General features: G+C 59.2%; 14 protein-coding genes. 8 read left to right on the forward strand and 6 right to left on the reverse strand.

The window, feature by feature from the left end:
• Positions 1–16: 16 nt before the first annotated feature.
• Positions 17–181, reverse strand: coding sequence for a hypothetical protein (locus V6936_RS07250; RefSeq protein WP_157784347.1), 165 nt, complete (start codon positions 179–181; stop codon positions 17–19).
• Between the two features lie 82 nt (positions 182–263).
• On the opposite strand from V6936_RS07250, the gene V6936_RS07255 reads away from it, so the two are divergent.
• The 4 genes from V6936_RS07255 to V6936_RS07270 all read left to right on the forward strand — a co-directional run bounded on the left by V6936_RS07255 (position 264) and on the right by V6936_RS07270 (position 2769).
• The gene (locus tag V6936_RS07255; RefSeq protein ID WP_039943297.1) at positions 264–677 is read left to right on the forward strand and encodes a hypothetical protein; all 414 of its coding nucleotides are present in this window, start codon (positions 264–266) and stop codon (positions 675–677) included.
• 56 nt (positions 678–733) lie between these two features.
• The gene (locus V6936_RS07260; protein WP_003801684.1) at positions 734–1351 is read left to right on the forward strand and encodes an SCO family protein; all 618 of its coding nucleotides are present in this window, start codon (positions 734–736) and stop codon (positions 1349–1351) included.
• 20 nt (positions 1352–1371) lie between these two features.
• Positions 1372–1854, forward strand: a complete 483-nt coding sequence (locus tag V6936_RS07265; protein WP_003801686.1) for a copper chaperone PCu(A)C — start codon at positions 1372–1374, stop codon at positions 1852–1854.
• Between the two features lie 345 nt (positions 1855–2199).
• A complete protein-coding gene (locus V6936_RS07270) occupies positions 2200–2769 on the forward strand; it encodes a DUF308 domain-containing protein (protein WP_059317868.1) in 570 nt (189 codons plus the stop codon).
• A 165-nt stretch (positions 2770–2934) separates the two neighbouring features.
• Here the strand turns inward: V6936_RS07270 and V6936_RS07275 are convergent, their stop codons facing one another.
• The 5 genes from V6936_RS07275 to V6936_RS07295 all read right to left on the reverse strand — a co-directional run bounded on the left by V6936_RS07275 (position 2935) and on the right by V6936_RS07295 (position 8362).
• Positions 2935–3546 (reverse strand): HAD-IB family hydrolase, encoded by a 612-nt coding sequence (locus V6936_RS07275; RefSeq protein WP_235587638.1) that lies wholly within the window; start codon positions 3544–3546, stop codon positions 2935–2937.
• Positions 3547–3615: 69 nt separating this feature from the next.
• Positions 3616–4995: an NCS2 family permease gene (locus tag V6936_RS07280; RefSeq protein ID WP_003801691.1), complete on the reverse strand. Its 1380-nt coding sequence runs from the start codon at positions 4993–4995 to the stop codon at positions 3616–3618.
• Positions 4996–5312: 317 nt separating this feature from the next.
• On the reverse strand, positions 5313–7064 hold the full coding sequence (locus V6936_RS07285) for an FUSC family protein (RefSeq protein WP_336579642.1): 1752 nt from the start codon (positions 7062–7064) through the stop codon (positions 5313–5315).
• Positions 7051–8100, reverse strand: a complete 1050-nt coding sequence (gene mdtN, locus V6936_RS07290) for a multidrug transporter subunit MdtN (RefSeq protein ID WP_336579643.1) — start codon at positions 8098–8100, stop codon at positions 7051–7053. Before mdtN ends, V6936_RS07285 begins: the two co-directional genes overlap by 14 nt.
• A 7-nt stretch (positions 8101–8107) precedes the next feature.
• Positions 8108–8362, reverse strand: a complete 255-nt coding sequence (locus tag V6936_RS07295; protein ID WP_003801698.1) for a YtcA family lipoprotein — start codon at positions 8360–8362, stop codon at positions 8108–8110.
• 203 nt (positions 8363–8565) lie between these two features.
• On the opposite strand from V6936_RS07295, the gene V6936_RS07300 reads away from it, so the two are divergent.
• From V6936_RS07300 to V6936_RS07315, 4 genes are read left to right on the forward strand one after another with little or no spacing between them, the layout of a single operon-like run.
• Positions 8566–10200: a Na+/H+ antiporter gene (locus V6936_RS07300; RefSeq protein WP_336579645.1), complete on the forward strand. Its 1635-nt coding sequence runs from the start codon at positions 8566–8568 to the stop codon at positions 10198–10200.
• A gap of 44 nt (positions 10201–10244) precedes the next feature.
• Positions 10245–11717, forward strand: a complete 1473-nt coding sequence (locus tag V6936_RS07305) for a metal-dependent hydrolase family protein (protein ID WP_003801702.1) — start codon at positions 10245–10247, stop codon at positions 11715–11717.
• A 21-nt stretch (positions 11718–11738) separates the two neighbouring features.
• Complete coding sequence (locus V6936_RS07310) at positions 11739–12425, forward strand: MarC family NAAT transporter (RefSeq protein ID WP_336579646.1); 687 nt, start codon at positions 11739–11741, stop codon at positions 12423–12425.
• A gap of 10 nt (positions 12426–12435) precedes the next feature.
• A complete protein-coding gene (locus V6936_RS07315) occupies positions 12436–13911 on the forward strand; it encodes a TolC family protein (RefSeq protein WP_235587639.1) in 1476 nt (491 codons plus the stop codon).
• Positions 13912–13929: the final 18 nt, after the last annotated feature.

Genomic DNA, 13929 nt, shown 5'->3' on the forward strand with positions numbered 1-13929 from the left:
GATGGCGGCAGTCTCCCTAACGAGACTGCTGCACTGTCCCTATTCCGGCATCCACTTCTCCATACACCTGCACGCCGGATGACCGACTCCAGCCTGTGTCAGAGGAACGATCCGCAGTTGAGCACGCCATCAGTCCGCCGACCATGAGCAAAGCGCCCAGCACTCCATAAATCTGTCGCATATCAAGCTCCTTGATGATAGGCAAATACTGTGCCACAGAATCTGGGCAAACAGATTTCCATCTGTACTAGAATGCTGAGATCATGATCAGGCACTGCGCACTTTCCTTCTCGGGTACTCGCAGCCGGTTTTTACTGGTGCTGGCACTGTGCGCCCTGCTGCTGCGCGGACTGATCCCCAACGGCTACATGCCGAGTGCCAATCCGGACAACGCCGCCGCCCTGAGCCTGTGCGTTCAAGGCGGCCCCTTCCTGGCGCAATGGAGCGCTCAGCTCCCCGACCCAAAACACGATGAGCAGCACAGCCTGCATGCCGCCTGTCTGTTCGCGCAGGCCCAGGCGCAAAAAGCCCTTAACGATGGGCCCAGTCCCGCCTGGGATCTGGCACCCACGCTCCCTCATACCTGGGACACTGCCCAACAGGCGGCGGCTCCCGTTCTTCCCCTAACGGGCCCGCCCCTGAGTGCGCGCGGCCCGCCTTCCTCGCTCGCTTGCTGACCTGCCCCGGCTGCCCGACGCGGCCACCTTATGTTGTCAATTAGCGGGATATTTCTATGAACGCCTCCTTCTCTCGCCGCCAGCTTTTGCTTGCCATGCTGGCGACTCCTTTGGTCCTGAGCGCCTGCGGCGACAAGACCCCCAAGCAACCAGCCTTCCGTAACCTGGAAGGGGTGGACATGAGCAGCGCCGACTTTGCCAAGGATTTCAGCTTGCTGGATACCGAAGGCCAACGTCGTACGATGGCGGACTACCGTGGCAAGATCGTGCTGATCTTTTTTGGGTTTACCCAATGCCCTGACGTCTGCCCGACTGCACTGACTCGTGCCGTCGACATCAAGGAGCAGCTCGGTGAGGATGGCGACAAGCTGCAGGTCTTGTTTATCTCCATTGACCCAGAGCGCGACACGCCCGAACTGCTGCGTGCCTACATGCAGGCTTTTGACCCCGGTTTCGTGGCTCTGCGCCCCACCGAAGAAGAGCTGGCCAAAACCGCCAGCGACTTCAAAGTCTTTTACCAAAAGGTTCCGACCGGCTCCAGCTACACCATGGACCACAGTGCCTTGACCTATGTGTATGACACCCAAGGCAAGCTGCAAATTGCCCTGCGCCATACGCAAACGGCTGACGAAGCCGCGGCTGATATCCGCCAGGTGCTGGCTTTGAGCAAGTGAACCCCAACAGGATAATCAATATGAAACGTACGATTGCGAGCTCTCTATTCTCCCTGGCCGCTTTGTTGAGCCTGCCCACTCTGGCGCAGGCCGAAGTCACTGTGACTGATCCCTGGGTGCGCGCCACCGTTCCTGGCCAACAGGCGACCGGCGCCTTCATGGTGCTCAAGTCCACTGACAACGCCCAATTGCTGGGTGCCAGCAGCAGCCTGAGCAAACAGGTTGAAGTGCACGAAATGGCCATGGAAAACGAGGTCATGCGTATGCGTCAGGTTGAGAAAATCGACCTGCCCGCGGATACAGCGGTGGACTTGAAACCGGGCGGCTACCACATCATGCTGCTGGGTTTGGACAAGCAGCTTGAAGTGGGCAGCTCCGTGGATCTCACTTTGGAGATCCTGAATGCCGCCGGCCAGAAAGAGGAGCTGAAGGTTCATGCCCCCGTACGCGCCTTGAACAGCAAGGCGGGCCAAGGCCACCACGGCGCGCACGGCGGCCATTGAGCCCGTGTCATCCGGCCCGATAGCCGCTTCGTTCATGGAAGAAAAGGCCGGGTTTCACATTTGCGGGTTTTCCATAATTGGCAGGTTTTGATTAGCTGACGTACAGTGAAATCACTGACAAAGTGTCAGTAAGCTGCCTGAAACGCAGCTTTCCAAAACTGCCATCATGGTAGTTCACCGCCGCCAGAGCGGCCACAGGCCCTACCGCAACGGTAGGGCCTTCGTCTTTTGGCCGTCGCCCTTCAGACACAATGCCCCCTGCCTTTGCGTATCACTAGGCCCCTGCCCGGGTCTGGAGTACAGTTAAAACCGTAGCGCCGGTTTAACCTTGCAAGGAGTATGCAGATGGCCTCACGTCCTCATGACACCAATCGCTCTGAATTGCTACGTCAACTACCTTTGAAGCCAGGATGGTTTATTGGTCTGGGCATCGCCCTGATTATTCTGGGTCTGGTCGCCTTGATCTATGTCGTAGGTGCCACGGTTGCCAGCGTCGTTTACATCGGTATCCTGATGAGCATAGGCGGGGTGCTGCATCTTATCCATGCCTGGAGCTCCAAAGGCTGGCGTGGCTTTCTATTCTGGAGTTTGAGTGGCATTTTGTACTTGTTCGCCGGTCTGATTGCCATTAGCAATCCTCTGATGGGCGCAACAGTGCTGACCCTGGTTTTTGGCGCTTTCCTGATCGCATCCGGAGCATTCCGGCTGTGGATCTGGTTTCAGAATCGCGCCCAGGCTGGCGGCGGCTGGATGGCCTTTTCCGGACTGATCACGCTGGCGGCGGGGCTGATCATTGCTGCTGGCTGGCCAGGCAATAGTGTCTGGATTTTAGGCCTGATCCTGGGGATCGACCTGCTCACTCAAGGTTGGGCCAGCCTGTTGCTGGGCATGGCCATCAAACGCAACGAAGCCTGATGTCACCTGAGCCGACCCTGAGTGCTCGCCGCCCTGAACACGACGAGCGTCTTTGACCTGACTGACTCATCTCACCATGCCCGTCCCGCAACACATGTGGGTCGGGCATTTTACGATCTCGCCGTGGGCACCTAGATTGTCGGCCCCGAAAGCAGCCGCCTCTGTTCAGCCCTCCAGTCTCGGCAGTGCCGCATCACGCCCCCGCAACCAGGGCTGGCGCGTATGCGCCAGCATCGGTCCGTCACCTGGGCTGTCACCATAAGCCATGTCCAGCTCCACGGGCTTGTCACCCAGCCATGCCTGAAGGCGACGCACTTTTTCCTCTCCCCAGCAATTAGCGCTGGCCAGGCCCCTACAACCTTTGTGCTCATCAAATGCCAAATCGGTCGCCAGCACCTGAGCCATCCCCTGCTCGTGCGCCCAGAGCTGTAAATATATGGACGGCGAGGCACTGACCAACAACACCGTGTCCCCTCGCTCACGATGCGCACGAACCCGTTCCATCATCTCCAGGCGTAGAATCCGTGGCAGATAATCCCGTACATAAACGTCTGCCAAGGCCTGAACCTGCGCACGGCTCAATCCACCCAGGGCACTGCGCAGAAAACAATGCTTGATCGCCTGACGACGCAGCGGCCCCCGATCCCAAACGAGAAAGCGCGGCACACAAGCCAGGTAGGCCCGAATACAGACCGGCCAGCCTCGCATGCGACGGATGAAGTCCTGCAAGCTGTCCCGGTCTGTAATGGTGCCATCAAAATCAAATGCGACCAGCACACGCGCCCCTTTCATTGTGGAAAAAAAGAGCTAGTGTACGGGGGAAAGCCATGCTGCCCAAGTCAAGCTTTACAAGGCCCAACCACCCAGATAGAAGACGGCCAAGGCAAGGGCAATCAGCACGGTACCTACATTGAGGCGGCGCAGCTCACCTGAAAACAGGCGCCCCAGCACCAACGTACAAAAACCCAGCATGATGCCCGTGACAATATTGACAGTCAGCACGATAAACACCGCGCACACCAGGCCTGCCATCGTATCGACCGTATCGTCGGTATTCAGATGACGCACGCCACCCAACATCAGCAAGCCCACATACATGAGGGCCGGTGCCGTTGCATAGGAGGGTACCAATGCAGCCAGAGGCGAGAGGAAAATCAGCATCAAAAAGCCCAGCCCGACCACCACCGCGGTCAAACCAGTCCGCCCCCCTGCCGCGGTACCGGCAGCAGACTCAATATAGGCAGCAGCGGGCGACGCCCCCAGACTGGCCGACACCAGGGAGCTGAGGGAGTCCGTTGTCAAGGCACGACTGCCATTGATGATCTGGCCGTCCTTGTCCAACTGTCCGGCATTGCCTGCCACCGCGCGAATCGTCCCTGTCGCATCAAACACCGCTGTCATCACCAAGGCCAGCACACTGGGCAACACAACCGCGTTCAAAGCGCCGCCAATATCCATGGTCCCAATCAGAGAGTGCTCCCCCAACAAGCTGGGCATGGCGAACAGGCCTGTAAAACGCACATTGGGATCGAACACCAGGCCGATGGCAGACAAGCCCAGTATCACCAGCAAAATGCCCCCGGTTACGCGGCGTCGCTCCAGTCCAAAAATCGCTGCCAGACCCACGACGCTCAGCCAGACTGGCATGGAAGTTACATCCCCCAAAGCAACTGGCAAACCGGCGCCCGTATTGCGAGTGACCAGGCCCACTTCATTGGAGGCAATCATCAATAGGAACAGACCAATGCCTATGCCCGTGCCGTGCGCGATTCCCAACGGCAGATTGCGCAAGATCCAGGTACGAATGCCAGTGGCCGAAATCAGGGTGAAGATCAAACCCATCAGAAAGACCGCGCCCAGCGCCACGGCTGGACTGAGCTGCTGCCCCAGAACCAGATCGAAAGCCATAAATGCCGTCAGAGACAGGGCGCAGCCCACGGCAATAGGCAGATTCGCCCAGAACCCCATCAGCAAAGAGCCCAGGGCGCTGGTCAGACAGACCGCCACGAAAACAGCGGAAGTATCAAAACCCGCCTTACCCAGCATGGAAGGCACGACAAATACGGAATACACCATTGCCAGAAAGGTGGTCAGCCCTGCCAATACCTCCTGACGCAGGGAACTGCCGCGCTCTGTATACGCAAAATGTTGTTGCAACCAACCACCCGTAAGCGGCGGAGCCAAGGCCTCCTGCCCTGGCCGCAATGCGGATTCTTGCTCAGCCATACTCCATGCTCCTTTATCAGTATTGTGATGTCTGAAACGGTGCGTTGCCGTCATCAGGAATCAGTAATGGACAGGTCCCGCCCCCCCAGGGGCAAGGCGCCTCTCACGACCTGAATCAAAAGCGGGCGTTGAGCAAAGACAAGTCCTGCCCCTGCCCGCAACAGAATGCAGACATGGGCAGAAAGAAGAGGTATACGGGGGTGTCTCCGACCGAACCGAGGCCTTTGCGGCGCTTCTTTTGATCCCGATAATGGGAAGTGAGGCTCATTCTACGAGCCGTCCGGGACAGGAAAATCACCTCTGGGTAATGAGGGTTATCAATCGCTTTGCCGGTCCGATACCGGCACATACGCCTGGCCGATGAACTGCTGTCGCAGCTCCTGCCACTGGGCCTGCATCGCCTGAATCTGCGCGGGCTCGGGGCGCAGGCGTCCCGGTTCAAGCTGCATGAGGGCCAGCCCATATTTGGCTGCCGACAACTCCTGGGCCACGCTGGCCGACTGCTGCACGGCCTGGGCCGGGCGCGTTTGCCACATGGCTCCCAAACCCACCAGACCTTCCGCTGCCTTGCCCAGGCGCTGACGCACCGGCCCCGCGATACTGACAGGCCAGACCTGGGTAAACATCAGATACATCACCGCATTGCCCAGCAAAATACCAATCACCCGGTCACGGGCCGAGTCCAGATCGAAGCTGGGGCCAAAGCCCTGCAAAACCACCAGATAAAAGGCAAAAGCAATTTGAATACCGGCATAAGAAATACGTTCGGGCCCGTAAAACACCCAGGCACCCAGCAAGGACACCAGAAACACCAAAGCCATCAAGGCGCCAATATCCTGCAAATACGGCATGATGAACAAGATCGTCACAAAGCCGAGCGCCGCCCCAAGCAGGCATCCTACAATCCGCAAGGCCAGCTTGTGAACGGTTTCCCCGGTCGAACCCAAGGCAGCCACATAACAGGTAATCATGGCGGTATGAATGCCCTGCCAGTCCGCCGCGCTGTAGATCAAATAACACAATACAGCGGCTGCCGTCGCCTTCAGGGCATGATGCTGATAAACCGGGTTGCGGAACGCATCAGGGACCATGAACGACTCCTTCTCGGGTTCCGCCTTGCCAATGGACACGGCTCCCGACAAGGCCAACAAGGCATCGCGCAAGTCCTGCACGGCCAAGGCACTGGAAGCAGACAGCTCGGGCAAGTCCTGACCTGACGGCAGGCGCCCCTGCTCGATGGCTTGAGCACTGCGTTCACAATACGGAGCAAAGACGGCCGACTGCTCCGTATCCAGACCTTGATCCCGCAAGACAGCCACCGCCAGCAAGGCTCGGTACACATTGAGAATAGCTTGCTCCAGCTCTGCCTGCTCATGAGCAGGCCGCAAGTGAAACAATCTGATCCATCCCAATCGCTTCTGTTGGGCGCTGACGCCCAACGCCAGTTCATCCCACAAATCCTGTGTATCGGCCTGCCCCTGCAAGCCCTGCGCGGCCAGTCGCAAACGAGCAGCCAGTTCGCGACGCAACACCTTGTGCGGGTACAAACCAAAACACAGATTGAAGATCAGTACCAAGGCCATGGGCGAGGCGGTCATCAACCAGGCATAGAGCACCGCACGGGTAGCAATTTCGCCAAAAGGCACATAACCGAGCAAGGTCAGTACAAAAGCGATGACCAAGGCAATAATGCCCCCCAGCGGCCCCAGCTTGCTGGCCACGCCCAGAAACAGCAGCACAAAGGAAGTGAGCACCATGGCCAGCAGACGCCAGGCCGGGAACTGGATCGTGACCTGAATCAACGGCACCATCAACAGCACCACCACCGACACCAGCACGACCAGCGCCAGGGCCAGCACCGAACTTTCACCCGCATCGGACTTCATCACAAAAAAGATGACGAAGCAGCTGACGGCCGACTCGGGAATGCCGTAGTTCATGGCCAACAACACCATCAGGGCGCACAAGACTGCTACGCGCCAGCTCAGCGCCAAACGGCCGGGAGTGGGCTGCAGATCCTGCCAGACCAGCCGGGCCAGACCCAGCGAGCCGGTTTCAGCAGTTGCCATCGCGATGAATGATGGTGGTGGCCGAGGCGCCCATGCGCATCAGATCCGCAGGGGGGGCATCCAGACGAATGCGCACCGGGAAGCGTTGCGCCACCCGTACCCAGTTCAGGGATTTTTGTATGTAAGGCAGGCTGCGCGGCAGGTTGATCTGCTCCTGACTACTCACGCCCCAGCCGATTTCCTCGACTTTGCCCGAGAGCTTGCGCGAAGGGTCCGACAGCACGTAGACCGTCGCGCAATGGCCAGGCTTGATCTCTTTCAGGTCGGTTTCACGGTACATGCCAGTGACATACCAGGAGTCGGTATCAAGCAAGGTGAACACAGAAATGCCCGGCATCAAATGCTCTCCCGACCCGACACGCAGACCGACGATACGGCCATTGTGCGGAGCCTTGACCTGGGTATGTTCCAGATCGCGCTGGGCCATCGCCAAGCCGGCCTGGCGCGCTTGCACCATCGCTTCCTCGGCCTGGGTATTGCCCACCAGCGCCTGGGCAGCACCCGACTGCTCTGTGGCCTGTTTCAAGGTGACCTGGGCATCGCGCAGCAAGGTATTGGCCTCATCCAGCTGCTGCTGAGAAACGTAGCCTTTGGCCGCCAGGTTCGCCAGGCGGCGCTGGCTTTGCGCAGCCATGGCCAGATTGGTCTTGGCGCGGGTGATCTGGTCGCCGGCAATGACCGCATTATGTCCTTCTGCCCGCACGGCCCGCTGCTTCATGTCCAGCGTGGCCTGAGCCAGCGCCAGCTCTGCCTGGGCCTGCTCCAGACGCAGCTGATAAAACACCGGGTCTACGGTAAAGAGCAAGTCATCGCGGCTGACATACTGTCCATCCTGCACCGCCATGCGCTCAATGCGCCCGGGCAGGGAGCTGGAAATGTGAACAACGTCAGCGCCAATCACCGCATCTTCAGACAGGGGATTATTGGCCAAACGCTGCAAGTACCACCAGGCCAGGATAAGCGCGGCAACAACAATCAGCACGCTCAATACACGGGCGAGGCCTTTACGAGAAGAAGATGTCTGTGCCTGGGTCATGGCTCAGTTACTCGAAGAAAAGAAGAAGTGCGGCAAACGTCAATGCCAGCGTCAGACAGGCGTAGACGGGCAGGCGCATGGGCAGGGCATCGTCCACACCCACACGGATCAACCCCCAACGAATCAACACGGTCAACAGCACGGCAAGCAACACGCACACCAGCCAGGCGGGGAAATACGAGCCTGCCATATAGACCGAAGGCGCAAGAGAACATCCGCCCAACAAAGGCAGCACTGTCAGACTGGCTGTAAGCGCACGCATGCGTGGCACCCCCCCGATTATTTTTAATACGATCCCCGTATCTTGCTCAGATAACTGCGAGGAATTGTACCTGAGCCCTTTCAGGCATAGACCTTTTATTCCTGCCGGATCGTACATCTGTGTCTCTCGCATTTTTACGCGTATAGTGACAAGCAACTTTCTGATAGGGCCTCAATGACCACCGTCATTTATACAGAATCGCCATGGACGACGTAAACCTGACCTTGAGCATGCTGGCTGCCGTTTTAATCAGCAACAGCATGGTAAAGATGATTCCCGTTGCCATCCCTGCCCCTTTGGTGCAGATCCTGATCGGCTTTTTGATCGCAGGTTGGTTCAATCACGGCATCACCCTGAATCCGGACCTGTTCTTTTATCTGTTTCTGCCGCCCCTGCTCTTTCTGGACGGCTGGCGCATTTCCAAAGAAGGTTTAATTCGAGATCGGATCGGCATTCTGGTTCTGGCCTCCATCCTAGTATTTTTGACCGTGTTCGGCTTGGGGCATGTTTTGCACTGGCTTATTCCCGCCATGCCCTTGCCAGTCGCTTTTGCATTGGCCGCCATTGTTTCGCCAACCGACCCGGTCGCCGTTTCCGCCATTACCCGGCGCGTGCCCTTGCCGCCACGACTGCAAGCCCTGCTCGAAGGTGAATCCCTGTTCAATGACGCCAGCGGACTGGTGGCGTTTCGGCTTGCTGTCGCCCTGGCTCTGGGCGGCTCTTTTTCAGTCACGGCAGCCAGCCAGAACTTCCTGTGGCTAACGCTTGTCGGCCTGGCCGTGGGTGTGGCAACCACGCGCGCCCTGCTGCTGGTGCGCAATCTCTTTGTGCGCCGCTGGGGCGAGGAGCCCGGGGCCGAAGTCCTGTTCAGCCTGCTGCTGCCCTTTGCGTCCTACTACCTGGCCGAGCAATGGGAAGCGTCCGGCATTCTGGCTGCTGTAGCGGCGGGCGTTACCATGAGCTATGCCGAACTCTCGGGCAATGCGCTGGCCGCCACCCGCATGCAGCGCAAGACCGTGTGGGACACCGTGCAACTGAGCTTGAACGGCATGATGTTTGTCCTGCTGGGCGAACAGTTGCCAGCCATTTTTCGGGGCGCGGTACAGGTGGTCCAAGAAACCGGCCACCACAATCCTGCCTGGCTGCTGGTGTATGCGGTGGCCATGTGTACCACCTTGATTGCACTGCGGTTTTTATGCGTGTACGGCTATTTATGGCTGCGACGAGGCCTTTCACTACTGGGGCTGCGTCATCACGACGAAACCGCTCAGGCCAATCCGCTGCTGGTGCTGGTCCTGTCGGTTGCGGGGGTGCGGGGCGCCGTCACCCTGGCCGGTGTCATGACCTTGCCGCTGACCTTAACGGACGGCAGTCCCTTCCCGGCCCGCGACCTGGCGATCTTTCTGGCCTCGGTCGTCATTATCGTCTCGCTGCTGACCGCCAGCCTGGTTTTACCTCCCCTGATGAAACGCGTCTCCTTTCCGACTTTGCGACGCCGCCAGGAGCAGGAAGAACTGGCCGAGCAGGCCGTGCGACACGCCAGTGCGCAATCGGTCGCGCAAACACTGAATGAACTGATTGCCCACAATCCCGAGTCCTCCGGAACGCGCTACACCGCCATGGCCGACCGGGTCCTGAGCGCCATTGCCCATAGCCCGCCCGCCGAAGGGGTTGACCAGGATCTGGCCGAACAGGAGTTGGAGAAAAACATGCAAATCCAAGCCATCCGCGCGGCTCGCAACGCCGTTTACACCCTGGCGCGTACCCGTCAGATATCCGATGAAATCGCTCGCGAACGGGTCCGATTACTGGACCTGATCGAATTGCGCATGTCTTGAGTCCGCTCTTTCTCTTTCCCCTACCTTTGATTTTTCAGGACGCCATGCAGACCTATTCTTACCTGGGCCATTCCCCTGCTCTGCGCCAACAACGTCTGGCTTATCGCCACGGTGTGCCGGCCTGTGTTTGCGCGCACCCCTCCATCCCTTTCATTCACAAGCGTCTGAGCGCAGCGGCCAGCTTTGCTCCCAACGCCACCCCAACAGGTCCGGCCTTCCAGTCCAACAATGCCTTGGAGCAAAAGCCGCTCGCCCTGTCCCCAAAACTCATTCTGAGCAATCTGCGCCTGTTCGATGGCCAGAGCACCGAGTTGAAAAACGGTCTGGCCGTTCAGATTGATCAGGGTCGAATCACAGCGGTCATGCCGGTAGCCGAGATTCCCGCCGATGCCACCGTCATGGATTGTCAGAATAAAGTGCTGATGCCCGGGCTGATTGACGCACACTGGCATAGTCTGCTGTGTGCAGTAGACCAGATGACCGCCATGATGGCCGACCCGGCTGATCTGCATTTGATTGCCAGCAAAGAAGCCGAGCGTACCTTGCTGCGCGGCTTTACCACCGTGCGCGATGCCGGTGGCCCCAGCTTCTCGCTAAAACGCGGTATTGATATGGGCTTGCTGCACGGTCCCCGCATCTACCCCAGCGGGGCGATGATTGCGCAAACCGGGGGGCACGCCGACTTCCGGATGCGTTACGAAGTCCCCCGGGCGCAGGGCGATCTGAGTCACACCGAACGGGCCGGGGTCACCTGTATTGCCGATGGGCCCGACCAGGTTCTGCGTCGCGTGCGTGAGCAACTGATGTTGGGGGCCAGTCAGATCAAGCTGATGGCTGGGGGCGGAGTAACGTCCTTGTACGACCCCCTGGAGGGATTGCAGTTTAGCGATGCAGAGCTGCGCGCCGCCGTCGGCGCCGCCAGCGACTGGGGCACCTACGTAATGGTGCACGTTTACTGTGCGCGCGGCATCCAGCGTGCCATCAAGGCGGGAGTCAAATCCATCGAGCATGGCCAACTGGCAGACGACGAAACGGCCCGCATGATGGCCGGCGAAGGCGTGTGGTGGAGTTTGCAACCATTCCTGGCCGACGAGGATGCCAACGTCCAGCGCGACCCACACAGCAAAGCCAAGCAGCAGCAGGTTGCCGTGGGCACTGTACGTGCCTACGAACTGGCCGACAAATACCAGATCCAGACCGCCTGGGGCACGGATATTTTGTTTACCCCCGCTCATCTTCCCCATCACGGCCGGATGCTGTCCAAACTGACCCGTTTTTATGAACCGCTCAAGGTGCTGAAAATGGCGACAGGAGACAATGGCCGCCTGCTGCAACTGTCCGGCCTGCGCCAGCCATATGAAGGCGAGCTCGGCGTCATTCGCCCTGGCGCTCTGGCCGATCTGCTGCTGATCGATGGCGAGCCCGAACACAGTCTGGACTTTCTGGAACAGCCCGACCAGAACCTGCTGCTGATCATCAAGGATGGCAAAATCTACAAGAACGCCCTGCCCGCCTGACCCTCACCCCCAGGAGATCCCATGCCAGACGACATCATGCAGCTATTCAAACTGATCGGCCTGGGGCTGGCATTTTTGCTGCCCATGGCCAACCCCTTAACCGCCATGGTGATGTACTTGTCTTTAGGCGAGAGCCTGAGTGCAGAGGAAAAAAAACAGCAGCTGCGCCAGGCAACGCTATGCGTGATCCTGGCCCTGCTGGTGACCTATTACGCCGGGTTGTGGATTACATCGGCCCTGGGCATTTCCATGGTGGACATACGTATCGCGGGCGGCCTGATCGTGGCCTACGTCGGTTTCCGCATGCTGTTTCCTCCCGCTGTCAGTGACATGGTGTCCCAGGCCAACGATCAACATACGGCCTCGCACAACAATATCGCGTTTGTGCCCTTGACGCTGCCATCCACTGTGGGGCCCGGCACCATGGCTCTGGTCCTCAGTGCCTCGTCCCAAATGCATGGCATGCGCGGACAGTATGCCCAATGGGTCCTAATGGTGGCCCCTGTGATTCTGGCGGTTCTGATCGGCCTGATTTTTTTCATCTGCCTGCGCTCCTCCTTGAGCATCGTGCGTGTCATTGGTCATGGCGGCGTCGATGCCATCTCACGCATCATGGGGTTTTTATTGGTTTGCATGGCCGTGCAGCTGGTCCTGGAAGGCGGTCAGCAGTATGCTGCCACGCTGCTAACCCATTCTGCCGCCTCCTGAGTGTATGTTTATGTCTTGTTTGCCTGCTCTGCGTCTTAGCCTGAGCGTGACCGCCGTCCTGATCCTGACGGCCTGTGCGGCTCCGGACCACCGGTCCGTCGCTTCACCCGCCTCCGGTCAGGATGCCCCTGAGCCGCCCCGACTGACACTGGCCAACGAGCCGGGCCCCGACTCCAGCCAGCCCATCCCTACGATCCGGGCGGGTCACGAATACAGCCTGCCTGAACTGATCGATCTGGCGCAACGCCTCAATCCCAGCACCCGTATCGCCTGGGGCGAGGCCCAGCAAGCTGCGGAAGCCGCCGGCATGGTGCAAAGCGCCTACCTGCCGCTTATTTCTGCCAGTGTGGTGGGCGGCTATATACGCAGTGATCGGGATGACAGTGTTCACATTCTGGGCAGAGAAATCGATGTGGACTACGACACCCATTTAAGTGGTGCCGTCCCTTCGCTTACCTTGAAATGGCTGCTGTTCGATTTTGGCAAGCGGGCAGCCTTGCAAAAGGCGGCGGACAAACTGGCCATGGCCAGCCGGATCACCTTCAGCGGTGTCCACCAGGCCGTTATTGCCGAGGTGTCCATCAGCTATTTCAACTACAACTCGGCCCGTCAGCGCGCGCGCATCTCTGCTCAAGGTCTGAAAAATGCCACCTTGATCGAAGACATTGCTCTGGAGCGGCAACGCAATGGCCTGGGCACCCAGATCGAAGTGGCCCAGGCGCGGCAACTCAAGGCACAGGCCCGTTTGCATCACGTCAATGCCAGCACACTGGCACGGCAGTCCTATCAGACGTTATTGGGGGCCATTGGCCTGTCGCCCGAGGCGGAGCTTTCGGTCGCGGACAGCGCCTCGCGGCCCTTGCCGGAAGACCTGGACATTCCCGGCAACGCAATCCTGAAAAAAGCCATTGCACAGCGCCCTGATGTTCAGGCATTGCAAGCCGCGCATCAAGCCAGTCTGGCGGGCATCGAATCTGCCGAAGCGAGCTTCATGCCCAAATTGGCACTCATGGGCTTCATGTCCAAGCGCATGGGCTCACTGAGCGTCGGCAGCCTGCCAGAGATCAGCCCCCAAGCCTCCTCCCGGGGGGCCGTGCTGGCCTTAAGCATCCCGCTTTACGATGCAGGATTGCGCAACAAGCAAGTGCGCGAAGCCCAGTTACGCGCTGACACTGCGCGCGAACGTGTCGTCAAGACCGAGCAGGATGCCTACAAGCAACTGATCATCGCCGCCGATGCCTTGCGCGCAGCTCTGGAATCCCACCAGGCCGCCAGCAGTCTGGTCGAGGCCGCCCAGATCACCTACCAGGGCGCGCTGGAGTCTTATCAGGAAGGTCTGACCGGCATGACCTTGCTGACCGAAGCCCACACGGGGCTGCTGGGCGCCCAGGAGGCCCAGACTCTGGCCCATACGGCAGGGCTGGTGGGCTCCGTCAATCTCGCTTTTGCCATGGGTGAACTCAACCAGGCGCCCAAAGAGCCCTAAACCCTCAATCTTAAGCAG

The sequence above is a fragment of the Alcaligenes sp. CHO6 genome, from assembly GCF_037120595.1.
In the GTDB taxonomy this organism is placed as follows: Bacteria; Pseudomonadota; Gammaproteobacteria; order Burkholderiales; family Burkholderiaceae_B; genus Alcaligenes; species Alcaligenes ammonioxydans.